The 22,015-nt window shown below is 73.7% G+C and carries 14 protein-coding genes; 6 read left to right on the top strand and 8 right to left on the bottom strand.

Going from position 1 to position 22,015, the window contains the following annotated elements; genetic code table 11:
* Positions 1-9: 9 nt before the first annotated feature.
* The 4 genes from E5082_RS03390 to E5082_RS03370 all read left to right on the top strand — a co-directional run bounded on the left by E5082_RS03390 (position 10) and on the right by E5082_RS03370 (position 6,802).
* A complete protein-coding gene (locus E5082_RS03390; protein WP_135789765.1) occupies positions 10-696 on the top strand; it encodes a spermine/spermidine synthase domain-containing protein in 687 nt (228 codons plus the stop codon).
* Between the two features lie 108 nt (positions 697-804).
* Positions 805-1,545, top strand: coding sequence for a response regulator transcription factor (locus E5082_RS03385; protein WP_030816749.1), 741 nt, complete (start codon positions 805-807; stop codon positions 1,543-1,545).
* Positions 1,542-2,654, top strand: coding sequence for a HAMP domain-containing sensor histidine kinase (locus tag E5082_RS03380; protein ID WP_135789764.1), 1,113 nt, complete (start codon positions 1,542-1,544; stop codon positions 2,652-2,654). The genes E5082_RS03385 and E5082_RS03380 overlap by 4 nt, the downstream gene beginning before the upstream one ends.
* Positions 2,655-2,968: 314 nt before the next feature.
* Positions 2,969-6,802: a multifunctional oxoglutarate decarboxylase/oxoglutarate dehydrogenase thiamine pyrophosphate-binding subunit/dihydrolipoyllysine-residue succinyltransferase subunit gene (locus E5082_RS03370; protein WP_135789762.1), complete on the top strand. Its 3,834-nt coding sequence runs from the start codon at positions 2,969-2,971 to the stop codon at positions 6,800-6,802.
* A 225-nt stretch (positions 6,803-7,027) separates the two neighbouring features.
* Here E5082_RS03370 and fxsT read toward each other — a convergent pair whose 3' ends face one another.
* The 8 genes from fxsT to E5082_RS33645 all read right to left on the bottom strand — a co-directional run bounded on the left by fxsT (position 7,028) and on the right by E5082_RS33645 (position 20,449).
* A complete protein-coding gene (fxsT, locus tag E5082_RS03365; RefSeq protein WP_135789761.1) occupies positions 7,028-10,033 on the bottom strand; it encodes an FxSxx-COOH system tetratricopeptide repeat protein in 3,006 nt (1,001 codons plus the stop codon).
* 129 nt (positions 10,034-10,162) lie between these two features.
* Positions 10,163-11,560, bottom strand: coding sequence for an aKG-HExxH-type peptide beta-hydroxylase (locus E5082_RS03360; RefSeq protein WP_135789760.1), 1,398 nt, complete (start codon positions 11,558-11,560; stop codon positions 10,163-10,165).
* The gene (locus tag E5082_RS03355; RefSeq protein ID WP_135789759.1) at positions 11,557-12,702 is read right to left on the bottom strand and encodes an FxsB family cyclophane-forming radical SAM/SPASM peptide maturase; all 1,146 of its coding nucleotides are present in this window, start codon (positions 12,700-12,702) and stop codon (positions 11,557-11,559) included. Before E5082_RS03355 ends, E5082_RS03360 begins: the two co-directional genes overlap by 4 nt.
* Before the next feature lie 137 nt (positions 12,703-12,839).
* Complete coding sequence (gene fxsA / locus E5082_RS03350) at positions 12,840-13,025, bottom strand: FxSxx-COOH cyclophane-containing RiPP peptide (protein WP_086695674.1); 186 nt, start codon at positions 13,023-13,025, stop codon at positions 12,840-12,842.
* 40 nt (positions 13,026-13,065) lie between these two features.
* Positions 13,066-16,356: an SAV_2336 N-terminal domain-related protein gene (locus E5082_RS03345; protein ID WP_135789758.1), complete on the bottom strand. Its 3,291-nt coding sequence runs from the start codon at positions 16,354-16,356 to the stop codon at positions 13,066-13,068.
* A gap of 7 nt (positions 16,357-16,363) precedes the next feature.
* The gene (locus E5082_RS03340; protein WP_135789757.1) at positions 16,364-17,398 is read right to left on the bottom strand and encodes an AAA family ATPase; all 1,035 of its coding nucleotides are present in this window, start codon (positions 17,396-17,398) and stop codon (positions 16,364-16,366) included.
* Between the two features lie 106 nt (positions 17,399-17,504).
* Positions 17,505-19,520, bottom strand: coding sequence for a VMAP-C domain-containing protein (locus E5082_RS03335; RefSeq protein WP_308437537.1), 2,016 nt, complete (start codon positions 19,518-19,520; stop codon positions 17,505-17,507).
* An 80-nt stretch (positions 19,521-19,600) separates the two neighbouring features.
* Complete coding sequence (locus tag E5082_RS33645) at positions 19,601-20,449, bottom strand: CU044_2847 family protein (protein WP_373310059.1); 849 nt, start codon at positions 20,447-20,449, stop codon at positions 19,601-19,603.
* Between the two features lie 226 nt (positions 20,450-20,675).
* Here E5082_RS33645 and E5082_RS03325 point away from each other — a divergent pair, with 226 nt between their 5' ends.
* The gene (locus E5082_RS03325) at positions 20,676-20,855 is read left to right on the top strand and encodes a DUF6104 family protein (protein WP_003992906.1); all 180 of its coding nucleotides are present in this window, start codon (positions 20,676-20,678) and stop codon (positions 20,853-20,855) included.
* Positions 20,856-21,123: 268 nt separating this feature from the next.
* Complete coding sequence (locus E5082_RS03320) at positions 21,124-22,014, top strand: DUF4097 family beta strand repeat-containing protein (protein WP_135789755.1); 891 nt, start codon at positions 21,124-21,126, stop codon at positions 22,012-22,014.
* Position 22,015: the final 1 nt, after the last annotated feature.

Here is a 22,015-nt window from a genome sequence, read left to right as displayed (position 1 = left end):
GATGGCGGCATGACTGCCACGCACGACGGCGCCGCGGACACGGTGGTCCTGGACCGGCGCGAGGGACCGTACGGGGAGGTGGCGCTGCGCCGCAGCGGGGCGCTGCTCCAGATCATCGCCAACGGGTGCTTCCTGATGGACACCTCCGACGGTCGCTCGGAGCGGCTGCTGGTGGACGCGGCGCGGGACGCGCTGGACGACCGCCCGGCGCCGGAGGTGCTGATCGGCGGCCTCGGCGTCGGCTTCTCGCTGGCACACGCGGCCGCCGATCCCAGGTGGGGACGCATCACCGTCATCGAGCGCGAGCCCGCCGTCATCGACTGGCACCGCACCGGCCCGCTGGCCGAGATCTCCGCCGCCGCGCTGGCCGACCCGCGCACGCGCGTCGTGGAGGCGGATCTCCTCCGTTTCGTCAATGAGACATCCGACACGTTCGACGCGGTGTGTCTCGACATCGACAACGGACCCGGCTGGACCGTCACGGAGGGCAACGAAGGTCTCTACACACCGCGCGGACTCGCCGCGTGCGCAAGGGTGTTGAGGCCAGGCGGGGTGCTGGCGACGTGGTCCGCGCAGCCCTCTCCGGAATTTGAAGGAACCTTGCGGAATGCCGGGTTCCGACAGGTGCGTACCGAAGAGGTCCCCGTTGCCCGTGGCGTTCCCGACGTGGTCCATCTCGCCGTCCGACCTGGATAGCGACGGCCCGGCGTGTCCCCGTAATGTGCAGCGTGACGCGGATCATTCAAGCGTCAATCGCAGTCATGGGATCACCCCACGGATTCCGGAAAGCAACAGGGGCGGGCGATGGAGCAGACACACACCTCCCAGACCGGTGCGGCGACGACGTCACAGGGCGCGCAGCGCCGGGTCCTGGTCGTCGAGGACGACCCCACGATCGTCGATGCCATCGCGGCCCGGCTCCGCGCCGAGGGATTCCTCGTGCAGACCGCCGGTGACGGTCCGTCGGCGGTCGACACGGCCGAGGCATGGCAGCCCGACCTGCTGATCCTCGACATCATGCTGCCCGGCTTCGACGGCCTGGAGGTCTGCCGCCGTGTGCAGGCGTCCCGTCCGGTGCCGGTCATGATGCTCACCGCGCGCGACGACGAGACCGACATGCTGGTGGGCCTCGGGGTCGGCGCCGACGACTACATGACCAAGCCGTTCTCCATGCGGGAGCTGGCCGCGCGGGTGCACGTCCTGCTGCGCCGCATGGAGCGCGCCGCGCTGGCCGCGACCACGCCCCGCTCCGGGATACTCCGCCTCGGCGAGCTGGAGATCGACCACGCCCAGCGCCGGGTGCGGGTGAAGTCGGACGACGTGCACCTGACGCCCACCGAGTTCGACCTGCTGGTGTGCCTGGCCAACACCCCGCGCGCGGTGCTCTCCCGCGAGCAGCTGCTCGCCGAGGTCTGGGACTGGGCGGACGCCTCCGGCACCCGGACCGTGGACAGCCACATCAAGGCCCTGCGCCGGAAGATCGGCGCCGAGCGCATCCGCACGGTGCACGGGGTCGGTTACGCGCTGGAGACGCCGACCCCGTGAGCCGCGGACGGGAAACGGGGCGCCGGCGCTCCGGGGACGAACCCTGGGGCGGCGTACGCCCGTTCTCGATCAAGACCAAGCTGGGCGCGCTGGTCGTCATCTCGGTGCTGATCACCACCGGTCTCTCCATGATCGCGGTGCACACCAAGACCGAGCTGCGCTTCATCACGGTCTTCTCGATGATCGCCACGCTGCTGATCACCCAGTTCGTGGCCCACTCGCTCACCGCCCCGCTGGACGAGATGAACGCGGTGGCGGGCTCCATCTCGCACGGCGACTACACCCGCCGGGTGAGCGAGGGCCGCCGCGACGAACTGGGCGACCTCGCCGTCACGATCAACGTCATGGCGGACGAGCTGGAGGCGCAGGACCTCCAGCGCAAGGAGCTGGTCGCGAACGTCTCGCACGAGCTGCGCACCCCCATCGCGGGCCTGCGCGCCGTGCTGGAGAACATCGTCGACGGCGTCACCGAGGCCGACCCGGAGACCATGCGCACCGCGCTGCGCCAGACCGACCGGCTCGGCCGGCTGGTGGAGACCCTGCTCGACCTCTCCCGCCTCGACAACGGCGTGGTCCCGCTGAAGGCCCGCCGCTTCGAGGTGTGGCCGTACCTCTCCGGGGTGCTCAAGGAGGCCAACATGGTCGCCTCCGCGCGCGCCGGCATCGCCTCCGGCTCCGGCAGCCACACCCGTACCGACGTGCATCTGCACCTGGACGTATCTCCGCCCGAGCTGACCGCGCACGCCGACCCCGAGCGCATCCACCAGGTGGTGGCGAACCTCATAGACAACGCGGTCAAGCACAGCCCGCCGCACGGCCGGGTCACCGTGAAGGCCCGGCGCGGCTCGCGTCCGGAGTCGCTGGAGCTGGAGGTGCTGGACGAGGGTCCGGGCATCCCCCGCTCGGAGTGGCACCGCGTGTTCGAGCGGTTCAACCGGGGCGCGGTCACCCGCCCGCACGGTCCGGGCAGCGACGGCGGCACCGGTCTGGGGCTGGCCATCGCCCGCTGGGCGGTCGATCTGCACGGCGGCCGGATCGGTGTGGCCGAATCCGAGCGCGGTTGCCGGATCATCGTCACCCTTCCGGGAGCCGTTCCGGCGTCGAGTTGACGCTCCGGGCCCCCATGGGGTTCAGTCGGATGATCAAGATCACATACGTTCCGCCAGTCGGACACGTGTGATCAGGCACGGGCCGGCGCGATGCGCGGAGCGAGGACGCTCAGGGCCCCGATTCCGCGTGCCCGCAACTCCCCACCCGTATCCGGAACCTCGCTTGTTTCCCGCCATTTCACGGCCCGAAACGCGGTTCGCGATGTGACTTGCACGACGATGAACGGGCCCGACCTGACCTTCCCCCTCCGGGAGGCGTAGCCTTTATTCCCGCTGTCCATCACCTTGTGAAGCGGAAGAGGGCGGTTACCGCCGTGTCGCCACAGTCCCCCAGTAACTCGAACGTCTCCACCGACGACCAAGCCGGTAAGAGCGCCGCCGCGGCGTTCGGACCGAACGAGTGGCTCGTCGACGAGATCTATCAGCAGTACCTCCAGGACCCGAATTCGGTAGACCGTGCCTGGTGGGACTTCTTCGCCGATTACAAGCCGGGGGCGCCCGCCGCCTCGGCTCCGGCGGGTACCGCGGCCGCGGGGGCCGCGGGCACCACCCCCACCGCTCCCCCGGCCCAGGCCGCACCGGCTCCGGCCGCGCCCGCCCCGGCGCAGGCCCCGGCCCAGTCGGCTCCGGCCGCCAAGCCCGCGCAGGCCCCGGCCACGCCGGCCCAGGCTCCGGCGCAGGCACCCGCGGCCAAGGCCGCCCCGGCCGCACAGGCCCCGGCGAAGCCGGCGCCCGCGGCCAGGCCGAAGGCCGCCGCCGCGCCCGCCACGGAGGCCCCCGAGGGTCCCGAGTACGTGACGCTGCGCGGTCCGTCCGCGGCCGTGGCGAAGAACATGAACGCCTCGCTGGAGCTGCCGACGGCCACCTCGGTCCGCGCGGTCCCGGTGAAGCTGCTGTTCGACAACCGCATCGTCATCAACAACCACCTCAAGCGCGCCCGCGGCGGGAAGATCTCCTTCACGCACCTCATCGGGTTCGCCATGGTGCAGGCCATCAAGGCCATGCCGGCGATGAACCACTCGTTCGGCGAGAAGGACGGCAAGCCGACCCTGGTCAAGCCGCCGCACGTGAACCTCGGTCTGGCCATCGACCTGGTGAAGCCCAACGGCGACCGCCAGCTCGTCGTCGCGGCCATCAAGAAGGCCGAGACGCTGAACTTCTTCGAGTTCTGGCAGGCCTACGAGGACATCGTCCGCCGCGCCCGCGAGGGCAAGCTCACGATGGACGACTTCACCGGTGTCACGGTCTCCCTGACCAACCCCGGCGGCCTCGGCACCGTGCACTCCGTGCCGCGCCTGATGCCCGGCCAGTCCGTGATCATGGGCGTCGGCTCCATGGACTACCCGGCGGAGTTCCAGGGGACCAGCCAGGACACCCTGAACAAGCTCGGCGTCTCCAAGGTCATGACGCTCACGTCGACCTACGACCACCGGGTCATCCAGGGCGCCGCCTCCGGCGAGTTCCTGCGCCAGGTCGCGAACCTCCTCCTCGGCGAGAACGGCTTCTACGACGACATCTTCGAGGCGCTGCGCATCCCCTACGAGCCGGTCCGCTGGCTCAAGGACATCGACGCCAGCCACGACGACGACGTCACCAAGGCCGCCCGAGTCTTCGAGCTGATCCACTCCTACCGGGTCCGCGGCCACGTCATGGCCGACACCGACCCGCTGGAGTACCAGCAGCGCAAGCACCCCGACCTGGACATCACCGAGCACGGGCTCACCCTGTGGGACCTGGAGCGCGAGTTCGCCGTCGGCGGCTTCGCCGGCAAGTCGATGATGAAGCTGCGCGACATCCTGGGCGTGCTGCGCGACTCGTACTGCCGCACCACCGGCATCGAGTTCATGCACATCCAGGACCCCAAGCAGCGCAAGTGGATCCAGGACCGCGTCGAGCGCCCGCACTCCAAGCCGGAGCGCGAGGAGCAGCTGCGCATCCTGCGCCGCCTGAACGCCGCCGAGGCGTTCGAGACGTTCCTGCAGACCAAGTACGTCGGCCAGAAGCGGTTCTCGCTGGAGGGCGGCGAGTCCGTCATCCCGCTGCTGGACGCGGTCATCGACTCGGCCGCCGAGTCGCGCCTGGACGAGGTCGTCATCGGCATGGCCCACCGCGGCCGGCTGAACGTGCTCGCCAACATCGTCGGCAAGTCGTACGCGCAGATCTTCCGGGAGTTCGAGGGCAACCTCGACCCGAAGTCGATGCACGGCTCCGGTGACGTGAAGTACCACCTGGGCGCCGAGGGCACCTTCACCGGGCTGGACGGCGAGCAGATCGCGGTCTCGCTGGTCGCCAACCCCTCGCACCTGGAGGCGGTCGACCCCGTCCTGGAGGGCGTCGCCCGCGCCAAGCAGGACATCATCAACAAGGGCGGCACGGACTTCACCGTGCTGCCGGTGGCGATCCACGGCGACGCGGCCTTCGCGGGCCAGGGCGTGGTGGCCGAGACCCTCAACATGTCGCAGCTGCGCGGTTACCGCACCGGCGGCACGGTCCACATCGTCATCAACAACCAGGTCGGCTTCACCGCCGCCCCGGAGTCCTCGCGCTCCTCGATGTACGCCACGGACGTGGCCCGCATGATCGAGGCCCCGATCTTCCACGTGAACGGCGACGACCCGGAGGCCGTGGTCCGCGTCGCGCGGCTCGCCTTCGAGTTCCGTCAGGCGTTCAACAAGGACGTGGTGATCGACCTCATCTGCTACCGCCGCCGCGGTCACAACGAGTCGGACAACCCGGCCTTCACCCAGCCGCTGATGTACGACCTGATCGACAAGAAGCGCTCGGTGCGCAAGCTGTACACCGAGTCCCTCATCGGCCGTGGTGACATCACGCTGGAGGAGGCCGAGCAGGCGCTCCAGGACTACCAGGGCCAGCTCGAGAAGGTCTTCACCGAGGTCCGCGAGGTCACCTCGCAGCCGGCGCAGGGCGAGTCCCAGGCGCCCAAGGACGGCTTCCCGGCGGCGGTCCCGACCGCGATCTCCGCGGAGGTCGTCAAGCGGATCGCCGAGTCCCAGGTCAACGTCCCGGACAACATCACCGTCCACCCGCGGCTCCAGCCGCAGCTCCAGCGCCGGGCGGCGATGGTGGAGGACGGCACGATCGACTGGGGCATGGGCGAGACCCTGGCCATCGGCTCGCTGCTGCTGGAGGGCACCCCGGTCCGCCTGGCGGGCCAGGACTCCCAGCGCGGCACCTTCGGCCAGCGCCACGCGGTGCTCATCGACCGGGAGACCGGCGAGGAGTACACCCCGCTGCAGTACCTCTCCGAGGACCAGGCGCGGCTGAACGTCTACAACTCCCTGCTCTCCGAGTACGCGGCGATGGGCTTCGAGTACGGCTACTCGCTGGCCCGCCCGGACGCGCTGGTGATGTGGGAGGCGCAGTTCGGCGACTTCGTCAACGGCGCGCAGACGGTCGTCGACGAGTTCATCTCCTCGGCCGAGCAGAAGTGGAACCAGACCTCCGGTGTGGTCCTGCTGCTGCCGCACGGTTACGAGGGCCAGGGCCCGGACCACTCCTCGGCCCGTCCGGAGCGGTTCCTGCAGCTCTGCGCGCAGAACAACATGACGGTCGCCATGCCGACCTCGCCGGCGAACTACTTCCACCTGCTGCGCTGGCAGGTCCACAACCCGGACCACAAGCCGCTGATCGTCTTCACCCCGAAGTCGATGCTGCGTCTGAAGGCGGCGGCCTCGAAGGCGGAGGAGTTCACCTCCGGCGAGTTCCGTCCGGTCATCGGCGACGACACGGTCGACCCGGCCGCCGTCCGCAAGGTCGTCTTCTGCTCCGGCAAGGTCTACTACGACCTGGAGGCCGGCCGGAAGAAGCGCGGCGCCACGGACACGGCGATCATCCGCATCGAGCGGCTGTACCCGCTGCCCGGCGCCGAGGTCCAGGCCGAGGTCAACAAGTACCCGAACGCCGAGAAGTACCTCTGGGTGCAGGAGGAGCCGGCGAACCAGGGTGCGTGGCCGTTCATCGCGCTCAACCTGATCGACCACCTGGACCTGGCCGTCGGTGCCGACGTCCCGGCGGGCGAGCGCCTGCGCCGTATCTCGCGCGCGCACGGCTCCTCCCCGGCGGTGGGCTCCGCCAAGCGCCACCAGGCGGAGCAGGAGCAGCTGGTGAACGAGGTCTTCGAGGCGTGACCCCTGCTCACTGAGCAACACTGAAGGGCCCGGCTCTCCTGGATCTGATCCGGAGGGCCGGGCCCTTCGCCGTCCGGGCGGTGCCCGGCCATCTCCCGCTCCGCCACGGCCGTGGGCGGGCAGCGGCTCCACTCGTCCCACCCTCGTGCCACGCCCGGCCCAGAAGTGGCGCCGCTGCCGCGCGGGCACCGGTCCGACCGTGGCCCCGCCCCCGCGCGGCGGCGCTCAGCTCGCCTGGGGCTCGAAGTCCCAGTACGGGCGGTTGCGGGAGCGGGCGGAGACGGTGTGGACGTGCTGGGGGCCGAGGGTGGCCGCGAGGTCGGACAGGGCCTCCTGCTCGACCTTCTCCGCCTGCTGGCGGTCGCGCAGCGCGCGCAGGTCGGCCGCGTAGGCGACGCGGGCGGTCAGGGTGAGGGGGTGGGTGCGGCCGAGGGTGTCGGTGGCGCGCAGGATGGTGATCTGGCTGAGGTCGGCGGCGGCCTCGGTGTCCCCGACCAGGTTGCGCAGCGCGGCCGCGTTGACGGCGCAGCCGAGCGCGTAGGGGTGGGTCTCCCCCAGCGCGGCGGTCATGTCGGCGAGGCTCTGCTCGATCAGTACGTGGGCGTGGTCGCGTTCGCCGACGCTGCGCAGCACCAGCGCGTGGTTGGCGCGGGCGCCGATGATGAAGGGGTGGCCCTCGGGCAGCAGCAGTTCGTAGCGGGCGAGGACGGACTCGCTGGCCTCGCGGGCCTGGTCGATGTCGCCGTGCTCGCGGGCGAAGCAGCTCTGGCTGACCGCGGCGGCCAGGGTGTGCGTGTGGCTGTCCCCGAGCTTGCGCTCCAGCCCCTCCAGGACGCGGGTGAGCAGTTCGCCCGCCCCGGCCCGGTCCCCGCCGCGCAGCCGGCACAGCGCGAGGTTGTGCTCGGCGCGCAGGGTGTTCTGGTTGTCCGGGCCCATGACGATGCGGTACTCGCGGACGTTCTTGGTCTGGATCGACTCGGCCTCGGCGTAGCGGCCCAGCAGGCGCAGGTCGACCGCGTAGGAGACCTCGGAGAACAGGGTCCAGGGGTGGCGGCCCTTGAGGAGCTGGCGGCGGGCCTCCAGGGTCCGGGTGTCGAAGCCGCGGGCCTGCTCGTACCGCCCGAGGAGGCGCAGGGTGAAGCCGAGGTTGTTCTGGGCGTTGAGGGTGCGCGAGTCGTGCTCGCCGAACAGCTCGCGGTAGGTGGGGTAGAGCCATTCGTCGAGTTCGAGGGCCGCGTCGTACTGGCCGAGTTCCCGCAGGTCGGCGGCGAGTCCGCCGGCCATCCTGAGGTGGTCGAGGTCGTGTTCGCCGCGTTCGGCGAGGAGTTGCTCGCGGGCGGCGCGGTCGATGGCCTCGGTCTCCTGGAAGCGGCCGGCCGAGCGCAGCAGGTTGGCGTAGTGGTAGGTCACCTCCCAGACGCGGGGGTGGGACTCGCCGAGCAGCTCGCGCCAGGTGGCGAGGGCGCGGCCGCCGAGGTTGACGCCCGCCGTGTACTCCCCCGCGAACAGCATGTACCGCAGGCAGTTGAGCACCAGCCCCTGCACCCGGCGGTCCTTGCTGCGCAGCACGTCGGCGTACTTGAGGTGCGGGACGATCTCGGCGTACGCGTCCCAGTTGCGGGTGTCGGTGGGGCGGCCGGGGTCGGCCTCGGCGAGGGCGCGGCGGACCACCTCGATGAACTCTCTCCGGTCGGCCTCGGGCATGTCCTTGTGCACGATCTGGTGGACCATCCGGTGCAGGTAGACCGACTCGCCGGAGGCGACGGCCTCGTCCAGCATGGCCTCGTGCGACTCCAGCCGGACCACGGAGTACTGGCGGAGCTGGTTGACGGCCTTGTTCCACAGCAGCGGGTCGTCCAGCAGCCCGGCGAGCTGTTCGGGCAGGTCGTCGTGGTTCATCTCCTTCAGCAGCCTGACCGGGATGAAGCCGGGGGCGAAGAAGGTGCACAGCCGCAGCAGGTCGACGGACTCGGGGACGGTCTCGCGGAGCTTGTTCAGCAGTATCGACCAGGCGGTCTGGAAGGCGAGCGGGAAGTCCGCGGACACCTTGACCACGTCCTGGTCGATCCCGCCGTCCAGCAGGGCGATGTACTCCTCCACCGAGAGGTCGGAGTCGTTGAGCCAGCCCGCGGTCTGGTCCAGCAGCAGCGGCAGGTCCTCCAGCGCCTGGGCGAGCTGGTCGGCGTCGGGTTCGGTGAGCCGGGGCGCGCGGCGGCGGATGAAGGCGACCGACTCGTCGCGGCCGTAGACGGGGACTTCGAGGAGCTTGCTGTTGTGCTCGCCCCACTCGGGGTTGCGGGAGGTGATGAGCACATGGCCGGGGCCGGTGGGGACGAGGTCCCAGATCTGGTCGGGTTCGTCGGCGCCGTCCAGCACGAGCAGCCAGCGGGAGTACGGGGTGCCCCGGCGCAGCGCGTCGCGGACGGCGCGCAGCCGCTCGCCGTACTCGGCGCCGGTGGACAGGCCGAGTTTGGGGGCGAGTTCGGCGAGGAGGCGGCGGTAGCTGACGCGTTTCTCGGCGTTGACCCACCACACCACGTCGTACTCGGAGCCGAAGCGGTAGACGTACTCGGCGGCGAGCTGGGTCTTGCCGACGCCTGACATGCCGTGCAGGGTGAGGACACCCGCGCCGGGATCGCTGCCCTGGAGCAGGTGGTAGGCGTCGTTGAGCAGCGGCTCGCGGCCGGTGAAGCGGGTGTTGCGGCGCGGCACCCCGCCCCACACGTCGGGCATGGCGGCCGGGAAGCGGGGCGCCAGGCGCCCCGCGTCGTCGCCCGGGCGGGTGTCGTGGGGCAGGTCGAGGCGGTCCAGCAGGCGGCGTTCGGCCTCGTCGGCGCCCATGTTGGTGAGGTCGACGGGGGCGAGCGCGGCGACGGCGGAGGGCAGCGGGGCGTTGGTGACGGAGACGGCGGCGAACCGGCCCGGATCGGCACCGACGACCTCGCGCAGGGCCGCGTTCCACTCGTCGTGGGTGCGCGGGCCGAGCTGGAAGTACCACTCGCTGACCACGATCAGGGTGCGGCCCTCGGCAAGGGTGAGGTCGCGCAGCAGGTCGGTGAGGGGCTGGTCCGGGGGCGCGTCCCAGCGCAGGTAGACCACTCTGAGGCCGCGCCGCTCCAGCCGGTCCCCGATCCAGGCGGCCCAGGCGCGGTTGAACCCGGCGAAGCTGATGGTGACGGTCTGCCTCGCGGCCCCGTTCCCGCTCGGTGCCGGCGTACGGGATTCAGACATGCGGCGGCCTCCAGCACGTAGACAGGAAATCGTAGAACCTCGGCGCGGCCCTGGGGAGTACGGCGACCGCCGGAGACGAACGCCTCGGTGCGCCGATCTTCGCGCAGCGGGGGGTGCGAAGTCGGCATTTCACCGGTTCGGAATCGGCGGCGTGGGGGGCTGGCGCTGTGACCAGAGGGCGCGCACCGCCTTGACGTACGCCTGCGCGCGCGCCGTGTGCCCCCGTGGTGCGGGGCGGGCGGAGAGCCGTTCGTGGGCGGCGGCCATGCCGTCGACGAAGCGGCGTCCGGCGGGGGTGAGATCGGGTGAGGCGACGAGCGCCGGCAGAGCCGCGGCGACCTGGGCGTGGTAGCGGGCGTGCTCGGCCCAGGCGGCCTCACGGCGGGCGGGTTCGGCGAGCGCGGTGCGCTGGAAGTGGTCGGCCAGCGCCAGATGGGCGTAGGTGCCGTGCAGCAGCCCGTCGTAGGGGCGTGGGTCGGGGCGCCAGGGGGCGAAGTAGCGGGCCTCGGGTCCGGCGCGGTGCAGTTCCACCAGTTCCCCGAGGGCGGCGAGTTTGGTGTGCTGCATCTCGTGGACGAGGGTGGCGGCCAGCGCGGCCGGGGTGGCGGGGGTGGTGCTGAGCAGCGCGCCGAACGCCTCGCGCCGGGTGCCGCTGGAGCTGCCCCGGCCGTCCGAGCCGGGCGGGGGCGCGAGCGGGACCAGGCAGCGCAGCAGGGCGATGGTCTCGGTGAGCCGCTGCTCGCCGCCGGTGCGCAGCGCCTGTGCCGTGCCGGACCACGCCTGCAGCCAGCGCTTGCGCTCGGCGTGGTCGGGCCCGCCGGCCCCGCTGAACGCGAACCGTCCGGGGTCGTGGGGCGGGGTGCGGTACGGGTCGAGGTCGTCCAGCGGTACGGGGGCGGCGCCGGGCAGCAGTCCGGGCAGGGCGTGGGCCGGGGTCCAGGCGGGCGCGCCGGACCAGGCGCCGACGCCCTGCTCCAGCCGGACGTGCACGTCGGAGGCGCCGCGTCTGCGCAGGGTCAGGCGGCCGTTCTTGTGCCGCACCTCGATGGCGGCGGAGCCGGTCCGCCCGGTGCGCAGCACGCCGAGCGAGGGCAGGCAGAGCAGGCCGTCGCGGGCGGTGAGTCCGGTGCTGAACGGCAGGCCCGCGCGGGCTGCGGCGGCTGCGGCGAGGGCGCTGAAGTAGGCCAGTTCCAACGGGAGTTCACCCGCGCCGTCGGGGGTGGTGAGCGCGGTCAGGCAGCGGCGGGCCCAGGGGCCGGTCAAGGGGTAGGTGAGCCGGGTCCGGGCGGGCGAGCGGGGTCCGTCGGCGGCGCGGTCGGCCTCGGTCAGCAGGGCCCAGTCCTCGCGCAGCCGGCGCCTGGCGGCGGGCGGGCAGTCGGCGGGGCCGGCCCCCTCGGCGGCGTCGAGGACGGCGCGCAGCAGCAGCATGCGCCGGGTGTCCTGGTCGCGGACGAGGAGGGCGAGGGTGTCGGGGCCGCCCCCGGTGCGGCTGAGTTCGGCGAGGGCGCGGTCCAGCGGGGCCGTCACGGGGTGCCTCCTTCCTCGGCGAGCCGCGCCGCCACGTGCCGGATGAAGCGCTGCAGGTCGGCGCAGTACACCGACGGGTTGTCGAAGCCGTGCCCGGCGCGGTAGCGGTGCGCGTAGTGGCCGCCCCCGCACACCGAGACCAGCGGGCAGGCCCGGCAGCGCCCGGCCAGTCCCGCGAGCCCGGCCTGCCGGGCGGCGACGCCGGGGTGGGCGAGGGCCTGGTCGAAGTCGTGCCGGAACACGTCGAGCCCGGTCTCGGCGGCGCCGTCGTACGCCGACTTCAGCGAGTCGACCTGTTCGATGGAGCCGTCGGTCTCGATGACGACGGCGTCGAAGGGGGCGAGGCCCAGGGACTCGGTGGCGGCGGGCAGGCCGAGCAGCAGGGCGAGGCACTCCTCGAAGAGCCGTACCCGCGTCTCGCGCCGCCCGGCCGACCACCAGCGGTCGAAGACGCGGCACAGCCAGTCGCCGTACTCGCCCCCGTGCGGGGGCGGGGCCGACCAGTTGCCGTGGGGCAGCAGCAGGTCGAGCACGGGCGGGCGCAGGGTGAGCAGGGACTCGTAGGTCCCGACGGGGTCGGTGGTGGGGTCGGCCACGGTGAGGACACCCGCGTACGCCTCGGGGAAGTGGTCGGCGACCAGGCGGGCGCCGCGCGCCGCGGCGGGCCAGGAGGGGCGGCCGGCGTGGTCGACGCGCCGGTGGTTGAGGGTGGCGTTCCCGCCGTCGAGGCTGATGCCGATACGGATGCCGTGCCGGGCGAGGAGGGCCACCCGGTCGTGGGTGAGCAGGGTGGCGTTCGTCTGCACGGTGGCGTGCACGGCGCAGCCCTCGGGCACGCGGGCGCGGACGGTGTCGGTGAAGCGCGCCAGGGTGCCGGCGCCGGCCAGCAGGGGTTCGCCGCCGTGCAGGACGAGGGAGAGCGCGGTGAGGGCGTGGTCGCGGGCGTGCCGGGCGATGCGGTCGGCGGTGCGGTCGAGCACCTCCGCGGGGGCGGCGGCGGGACGGGTGCGCCAGGTGTGGTCGGGGCCCTCGTACAGGTAGCAGTAGCGGCAGGCGAGGTTGCAGCGGCCGTGCGCCTTGACGATGAACTGGCGGAAGGGGCGCGGTCGCGCCCGCGTCGGGGCGGCGGTCGTCCCGGACATCCCGTACCCCCGTACCGCGATGCGGGCGCGGCTCGTTCGCCCGTGTGTGCGGGGGCGTTCCCGGTCGCGGCCCGGCGCCAAACGCAAGGCGGCGGAACTTGCCGGATTCCGCCGTCGGGTGACCAAGAGCGGTTGGATCAGAGGCAGTTGTTGAAGCCCCAGAGCATCTCGGCGGGTTTTCCCGCCCGTTCGGTGAGGGTGTCCAGGACCTCGCGCAGTACGGGATGGTCCAGGGTGCGCAGTTCCTCCAGGTCGAGTGTGAGCAGATCCGGCAGTGGCTCGCCGTGCTCCGGTACGGGTGTCGCGTCCCCCGCGCTCGTCATCGCTGCCTCCCGTGGTGTGCCTCGGTGGTCTCGGTGCCGGTCAGCCGAGTCCGGCGAGCCGGCCGGCGGTGTCCTCGGCGGTCGGGGCGCCGGTGCCGAGGCTGTCCTCGGGCAGCCGCGCCCACTCGGCGCGGGCCGCGCGGTACGCGTCGCGGGCCGCGCGCGGCCGGGTGGCCGCTTCATAGGACATACCCCGCCAGTGGTGCGCCTGCGCGCCCAGTTCGACGGCGATCCGGCGGTCGCGGTCCGACTCGGCCGCCGCCTCCGCCTCCCGCGCCGACTCGGCCGCGGCCCGGAAGGCGTCCACCGCGTCGTCCAGCCGGGTCGGCCGGGCCAGGCTCCGGTACGCCTCGTACTGCGCCTGTCCCAGCTCCAGCGAGCAGCGGGCGGCCAGCAGCGGGTCGTCCGCCTCGGCCGCCGCGAGCCCGAAGAGGTGCTCCGCCTCGCGCAGGTCCACCCGGTCGCCGCGCAGCCGGTAGCGCCGGATCAGGGCGCGACCCAGCATCAGCAGGCGGTGCGCGGTGTGCGGGCTGCCGGTGTGGGTCTCGCGCCGGCAGTCCCGCAGGACGCGGATCGCGTGGGCGAGGGCCTCCCAGGCGCGCTCCCCGCTCTCGGCGTCGGCCCGGCGCAGCAGCACCTCGCCCCACTCGGCGAGGACGTCGGGGTAGTCGGCGGCTTCCCTGGAGGTGTCGGCGGCCGCGCGGGCGAACGCCTCCGCCGCGTCGCGGAGTTCACGGGGATCGCCCGTCTCGGCGTACCGGGCGACTCCGATCCGGCCCGCCCTGACGTGGAGTTGGGCGCGCAGGGCCCGTCCCGTGGTCGTGGCGAGGGCGGCGTCGACGCGTTCCCGGGCCTCGGCGAGGTCACCGCCGGAGCGGAGGAGAGCGTCGACCAGATCCAGCCGGATGAGAGTGAGTTCACGACCCCCGTCCTCGCCGGCCGCCAGCGCGTCACGGAGCGAGCCGGCCGCCTGGGCGGCATAACCCCGCGCCTGTACGGGGTCGTTGGTGGCGTCGGCCAGGCGGAGCAGGAGTCTGCCGTGGGCCAGGGGCAGTTCGGGCGGGCGGTGTCTGCGGTCGGGCCAGATGTCGGCGAACGCCTCCAGCATGCCGACCGCGCCCTGGAGCAGCGCGCTGTCCCCGCCGAGCCGCCACTGCGCCTCCAGCGCTCCGACCCGCTCCAGCGTGAGCCGCAGCGCCTGCGCGGGCTCCAGGTCGGGGGCGGCGCAGGCGACGGCGTACTCCCGGTCGGCGCGGCGCAGCAGGTCCAGCGCGGCGGGCCGGTCGCCGCGCCGTCTGCGGTCGGTGGCGGCCGCCCGCAGCACCCGGGCCAGCGCGGCCCGCTCCCGCTGGGCGTGCGGATGGGCCACGGCCCGCTCGGCGGCGGCCTCCGCCTCGGCCAGCAGCGCCGAGCCGCCCTGCACCTCCCACAGCCGCAGCGTGGCGTACGCGTACTCGGCCCACAGTCCGGGGTCGGCCCCGGCGGGGCGCTCGTTCTCGGTGGCGCCGCGCAGCAGCTGTACGGCGTCGATCACGTCCTGCACCATGCCGTCGGCGTCGAACCGGGCGAGGAGCGTGCGGGCCCGGACCACCGCCGGGTGCGTGGGCCTGGGTCCGGCGGCGGTGCCGGGGCGGGTGCCGTAGAGCCGGAACTGCTCCGGCAGCGGCATGAAGCGCTCCAGCACCCGCGCGGCGACCTCGGCGAAGGGCTGGGGGACGAGGGTGGCGTCGCCGTTGTCACCGGGGTACGCGCCGAACAGGCGGGCACCCGCCGGGTCCTCCTCCCCGCGCGCCGGGTGGCTGGTGCCGCCGAGCTGGGCGAGGGCGAGGGCCGGGAAGTTGGCGCCGCCCTTGCCGAAGCGCTGCTCGATGTACTCGGAGCAGTGCTTGAGGACGAGCAGGGCCTCGTCCCGGCCGAGCGTGGACAGCAGCGCCTCCCGCACCTCCGGCTCCATCTCGTACCACTGCCCGGCGTCCGGCCCGTGGTCCTCCCCCGCCCGCCGGACGAGGCCGCCGAGCAGCACCTCGGCGAGTTCGGCAGGGCCCGAGCCGGGCAGCATGGTGCGCTGCACCAGCCGCATCACCGGCAGACAGAGCGGGGCGGCGGCGAGGTAGACGGCGAGGCGGCCGGCGGCCGGCGAAGCGGCGGAGCGGAACCGGCTGACCCGCTCCACCGGCGTCGGCCTGCGTCCGCCGCGCACCTGCGGTGCGGGCGGCTGGTCGGCGCGCACCCAGCCGACCGCGCCGGACACCGGCCCGGCACCGGCCCCGGCGAGCAGCCGCGCCCACGCCCCGAGCGCCACGGGTTCGGGCGGCAGCACCGGCACGGGCAGTACACCGGGCGGCGGTACGACGGGCGCGCCGTCGGGGGTGCGGACGCGCAGCGCGGTGCCGCCGGGGGTGTCGCCACGGGTGAGTTCGCCGTACGTGACCGGCAGCCGGGTACGGCTCCACAGGCGCTGCGGGAGCGGCTGGAGCACGGCGACGGGGGCGAGCCTGGCCAGCCGGTGCAGCAGCCGGTGCGCGCCCCCGGACCGCCACAGCGGGCCCGCGCAGTCGCTCACCAGCAGGGTGATCCGGCGCCCGGTGGGATCGCTGAGCCGGTCCACGGTGTGCTGCGGAGCCCCGCGCGGATCGGCGCTGGCGCTGACCGTCGCCTCGCCGTCGGGACCGGTGTGCAGATGGGCGATCCGGATGTCCCCGAAGGCGCCCAACTGCGCGAAGACCTCTTCCAGTTCGGCGAAGAGGCGGTCCCAGACCCGCATCGAGGGCGCGGCGTCCAGCACCAGTTGCAGCCGGGCGTCCCCGCGCCGTACCTCGCGGTACACGGGGAGGATCAACCCCCCGGCCCGGGCACTGAGTTCGGCGGTCGCGGTCTCGTCCAGCTCGCGGCGGAGCGGGGGTGCCGCACTGTGGTACGCCTGCAAGGGCCGCAGCGCGCGCTGGAGTTCGAGGGTGGAGGGCAGTGCGGGGGCGGCCGGGACGCCGACCGGGAGCGCGGTGAGCCGGGTACCGGGCCCGACACGGGTCTGGCCGTCACGGGGCGCCGGGTAGAGGGGGACGCTCCGGTCGGGACCGGGGGCCGGGGCCTCGGGTCCCCCCGGCGCGGGCGGGAGGTGGGGCTTGGGCGGGGAGACGGGCGGGGGCGGGGGAACCTCACGGGCCCGCCCGGCCGCGCCGGCCGGCTCCCGCTCACCCGTCCACCGGGCCAGCCACAGGGCGTCGCTCAGCCCCTCCACGTCCGGTTCGAGGCCGGCCCTCCGCAACTGGAGCACGAGCGCGGCGAGCGGATCGGGGGTGTCGGGGCCGTGTCGTGCCGGTGCGTCGGGCATCGGCTCCTCACCTCGGGCGGTCGAGTCGCTGGATGAGCAGGTCGGCCAGGCGCTCCCGGCTCGGCGGGGCGGCCGCGTCGGTGAGGTAGAGGGCGTTCAGCAACTGGTCGGTGGCGAGCAGTTCACTGCGCGAGCGCTCCAGGAAGCGGGCGATGAGATCGTCACCGGCCCGCGCGGCCTCGTCCCCGAGGTGGGCGCGGACGAAGGTGGCGAGCCGGTTGTGGTCCGGGCGGCCCAGCTCCAGATGGATGCAGCGGCGCATCAGCGGGGCGGGGAAGTCCCGTTCGCCGTTGCTCGTGAGCACCACGAACGGGAAGGACGTGCAGCGGACCCGGCCGTCACGCACCCGGACCTTGGTGCCGTCGGCGGTGAGCACCTCGGCCTCCCCGTCGGGCAGCCGGTCCGCCAGGCGGCGCAGCTCGGGTATCTCGAACTCGCCCTCCTCCAGCACGTTCAGCAGGTCGTTGGGCAGGTCGATGTCGCTCTTGTCGAGTTCGTCGATGAGCAGCACGCGCGGGGTGTCCGAGGGCAGCAGGGCGGTGCCGAGCGGGCCGAGCCGGATGTAGCCGCCGATGGCCTCGACGGAACCGGGGCTCCCGGCCGCGCTGCCGTAGCCGCCCTGCGCGGCGATCTGCACGTCCTGGAGGCGGGCGATGGCGTCGTAGTGGTAGAGCCCGTCCTGCAGGGTGGACCGGCTCACGATGGACCAGCGCAGCACCTCGCCCAGCCCCAGTTCGTACGCCACCGAGTGCGCGAGTGTGCTCTTGCCCGCGCCGGGGCTGCCGGTGACCAGGAGCGGGCGGCGCAGATACAGCGCCGCGTTGATCATCTCCAGCTCCTCGGCGCCTGGCCGGTGCAGTTCGGCCAGGTGCCGGTGCGCGCCGAGCCTGCGGTCGCGGGAGCCGTCACCGTCCGGCTCCCGGGCGGTCTCGGCACCGCGTGCGGAGAAGTCACGCCAGGGCGGGGGCGGGGGCAGCCGGCTCATCCCGTCGTGGGGTTCCCCGGCGCCTCGGTAGATGAGCCACTCGCTGGATTCGGTCATGTCCGGTCCTCGTCGCTCGTCGCCGGGGGCAGCCGTGGGACGTCCCTCACGGTATCGATCCGCCGGACGGCTGGTAAGGGGATCAGGGAGGAACCGGGGCCCCGGATCACGGGGCCTCCAGCAGGTCTCCGGTACCGGGCAGGGGGCGGTGCGGATCGTCGTACAGCAGGGTCGTGCCGTGCGCCCAGTACGCCTCGGTGAGCCCGGCGTACACCTGCTCGCGCAGGGCGTGCAGCACGCCGGGCAGGGACAGGGCGCCCTCGCCGTCGTCCACGGCCGTCTTCACGCCCCGGTGGAACTCCCCGCACACGCCGTCCGGCCGCCGCCGCCACAGCACCACCCCGAACCCGGCCCGCAGCACCCGGCCGAGCGCGGCCGGCCCGTCCGCCGCACGCGGATCGCCGGGACGGCACAGCACCGGCACGGTCTGCGGCCCGAGCCCGCGCAGCGCCGCCGTGTCCGGTACGGGCCTGCGCACGCCGTCGTCGCAGTCCAGCACCTCGGCGTGCGCCGGGCGGGGACGCAGCCGCCGCCAGCGGTCCCGGCGCTCGGCGTCCGGGTCCTCGTACGCCTCCCAGGCCGGGGTCTCGTCGGGGAGCTGGTCGCGGTCCGAGCAGCGGACCAGGACCGGGCGTTCGGCGCCGAGCGGGAGGCCGTCGGGGGTGAGGCGCCAGTCGTCCACGGGCAGGCTGAGGTGCAGATGGGGCAGGGCGGCGTACAGGGTGGCGGGCCGGCCGGGCTCGTCGCAGTGCCGGAACGCCTCGGCGAGGGGCGCGGCCACGTGGTCGGCCAGGCCGTCCAGCGGGGCGCGTTCGCCCTCGTACAGCCGGGCCGGCTCCTGGTCGGGGCCGCCGCCGACCGAGACCGACCAGTCGCAGTGGTCCGGCTCCCAGCCCCGGCGCAGCACCACCAGCAGTACGGAGGGCTCGGGCGGCGCGGTGAGCGGCGGGCGCACCGGCTGCCGTACCGCCGTGTCCCGGCCGCCGCCACTGAACGCGGCCTGTCCGTGCGCCGCCTGGGCCCGGCCGAGCAGCTCGGTGCGCCGCTGGGCCAGGGCGTGCCGGTAACCGCTGTCCAGGCCGGCCGCCGTGTGCCGCACCCACTCCCACAGGGCGCGTTCGGCGGCGAGGGCGCTGGGCGCGGGCGGCCGTTCGGCGGCGAGCACGCCCATCGCGTAGTCGAGCACCAGCTTCAGCGCGCCGTCCTTCCGGGCGTGTTCGTAGAGCAGCCCGAGCCCGTCCCGCCAGCCGCGCGGGGCGGGTACCAGCGACGGTACGCGGAAGTCGGGCAGCGCGCGGAGTACGTCGAGCAGGCCGCGGGTGCTGACCGGCGGGGGCAGGTCGGCGAGCAGCCCGAGCAGCTCGCCGCGCTGCTGCGGGGTGAGGGTGCGGCCGGGGCGGGCGCCGAGTTCACCCTGGATGTCGGCCCAGGTGGGGTCGGGCGAGTCGGCGCTCTGCTGGCGGTCGCGGTGGTAGCGGTCGTGGGCGTGGAAGACGGACTGGTAGACGTCCTCGCCGCCGGCGGGAAGCCGCAGCGTGCGCAGCCGCTCCACACCGATGGAGGTGCCGCCGCCCCCGTGGTCCGCGCGGGACTTGAGCACGCCGACGACCTCGCCGCGTACGGGGTCGACCACGGGCCCGCCGGAGACGCCGGAGGGGAGGTCGTTCTGCCCGAGCCGGACCTGTTCCTCCGGCGACCAGGCGCTGATGGTGCCCTGCACGGTGAGCGAGCCGTCCAGGATCTGGAGCCTGCCCCGTGGGGCGGTCCATCCCGCGTAGAACACCCTGGTGCCGCCGAAGTGCGGGTTGGGGCGCTCGGAGACGTACACACAGGTGTGGCCGACCGGTTCGCGCAGCCGGACCAGGGCGAGGTCGGGCGCGGGCCAGCTCCCCGGCACCGGGCGCCCGGTCTGCTCCGGGAGCATCGCGGCCACCCGGCCGGGCACCGGGCGCGGGTCGTCGTAGGGGCTGTTCCGGTACACCACGGTGACCTCGCCCCCCTCCCCGGCGTGAACCACGTGTGCGCAGGTCAGAACCCAGTTCGGCGCGACGAAGAAACCACTGCCGAGGAAGCTGACGGGCTCGTCGTGGGCATACCCGGCCCCCGCGCGATGAATGCGCACGGTGGCCCCCAGAACGAGGTCACGCAGCGCAAGCTCCGCAGCACCGTCCCCCTCCGGTGCGCCCCCGCCGTACCCCGCGCTCATCCCGGATGCCCCCACACGCCGAACAACGCTTCGGGCCGGGGGGCCGGGGAGGGTTCGGGGGCGGGGGGCGGGGGTGTGCGGGGGGCGCGGTGCGGGTGAGCGACGGGGGTGGGCGGGGCGGGGGTGGCGTGGGATGGGGGTTGCGGCTCGGGGGCGGGTACGGCGGTCGGGGCGGTGCGGGCGGGTGCTACAGCCGGCGCGTGGCCGAGCCCCGTGTGAGGGCCGGGCACTGATGCTCCTGGGGCGGGGGTGAAGGTGGGGTCGGCGGCTCGCGCTTCCGTCACGGGGCCGCCCCGGACGGACTCCGCATCCGGCGCCCAGGCAAGCTGAGGACCGGGTGGCGGCACCTGTGAGGCAGGGCCGGACCCCGCTCTCGGCGCTGTGGGCGCCGGTCCGGCTCCCGGCGCCGGTCCGCTCGGCCCGGTTCCGGCACCCGGACCGGTCCCGCCCCCCATGGGCCCGGCCTCCGGCACGCCTCCGACCGGCGCGACCCCCGCCGCGGGACCCGCCCCCGGCTCGGGCGGCCCCCCGTTCCACGTCAGGGTGACCGTCAGTGCCGCCTTCGCCTCCCCGTCCGCGAGGAGGCCGACGACCTTGCCGGCCTTCGCGGTCAGCTCGATGCCGAACTCCACGCTGACCTCGTCTGGCCGTACCGCGCTCAGTGGGGCGGAAAGCGAGCGCGCCACCCCGGTGATCAGCGAGTGCAGGCTCTCCACGCTGGCCTCCACCCGCTCGTGGAAGCCGGTGTCGGTGTACGACAACTCCTCCGCGCCCGAGATCCGTGCCCACACCGGCGTACCGTCCGGCAGCTCGATCCGCGCCACCCGCGTCGAGTCCCCGTTCATCGGACCCCCGTCCTCTCCCCGCTCGTCCCCCGTCACCGGCCGTGACCGGCGCCCCTGGGCACCGGCTGCCCACCTCGCCCGGCGGCTGCCTATGCTTTTCCTGTCCTCTTCCGGCTCCCCAGCCGGAACAGGCGGCGCCCTCTCCCCTCGCGGTCACGTCCGCGAATGAGGGTTCTTCCCGCCCGGGACCGGCCCTACCCCTGCACAGACCGACGGAGCGTCATCCATGTACTTCACCGACCGAGGCATCGAAGAACTGGAGAAGCGGCGCGGCGAGGAAGAGGTCACCTTCGAGTGGCTCGCCGAGCAACTGCGTACGTTCGTCGACCTGAACCCCGACTTCGAGGTCCCGGTGGAACGCCTGGCCACGTGGCTGGCGCGACTGGACGACGAGGACGACGAGTAGCCGCTCGGGGCACTCACCCGGGGGCCCCGGCCGCCCTCGCCCACTTCGCCTGCGGGCCCGCCCGAAGGGGCAGGGTCCGCGCAGCCATGCCCGGACACCGCTGGGCCTTTGTCCCCCGAAAGGGTGTCTTGACTTCCGACGGCCACGATATATCGTGAATGCCAGGAGACGCGATATGGCGTGACGGGTGGGCGTGCTCGCCCGGCGCGCACCGCCCCGCTCCGCCTGCTTGTCGCCCGCCTGTCCGCGTCACGCCCGAGGAGGACCCGTGTCCGAGTGGACCGTCGCCGAACCCCAGAAGCTGAGCTTCGACGCCCCCGTGACCGAGTTGAACGTCCGCGTGGTCAACGGCACGGTGAACGTCGTCGGCACCGAGGAGAGTTCCGCCCGTCTGGAGATCTCGGACATCGAGGGCCCACCCCTGATCGTCACCCACCGGCACGGCACCCTGACGGTGGCGTACGAGGACCTGCCCTGGAAGGGCTTCCTGAAGTGGCTGGACCGCGAGGGCTGGCGCCGCAGCGCGGTGGTCACCCTGGCCGTCCCCGCGAGCACCCGCGTCGAGGTGGGCGTGGTGGGCGCCGCCGCGGTCGTCTCCGGGGTGCGGGGCCCGTCCGTGGTCAAGGGCGTCACCGGCGACACCACCCTGGTCGGCGTCTCCGGCCCGGTCCGCGCGGACACCGTCTCGGGCAGCGTGGAGGCCCAGGCCGTCAGCGGCGACCTGCGGTTCAAGTCGGTCTCCGGCGATCTGACGGTGGTCGAGGGGGCGGGCCCCTCCGTCCGCGCCGACTCGGTCAGCGGCTCCATGATCATCGACCTGGACCCGGAGGGCCCCACCGACGTACGCCTGACCAGCGTCTCCGGCGAGATCGCCATACGGCTCCCGCACCCCGGCGACACCGACGTGGAGGCGAACACCGCGAGCGGTTCGATCTCCAACGCCTTCGACGGCCTGCGCGTCCAGGGCCAGTGGGGCGCCCACAAGATCACCGGCCGCCTCGGCTCGGGCAGCGGCAAGCTCCGGGCCACCACCGTCTCCGGCTCGATCGCCCTGCTGCGCCGCCCGGCCGAGGAGGACGACGACACCGCCTGGGAGTCCGGTCCCGGCCCCGCCTCCGCCTCCCCCGCGGACGGCACGACCGACAAGAAGGTGCTCTGAC

Source organism: Streptomyces griseoluteus (assembly GCF_004784465.1).
Taxonomy (GTDB): Bacteria; Actinomycetota; Actinomycetes; order Streptomycetales; family Streptomycetaceae; genus Streptomyces; species Streptomyces griseoluteus.
This window is presented reverse-complemented; position numbering and strand designations above follow the sequence as displayed.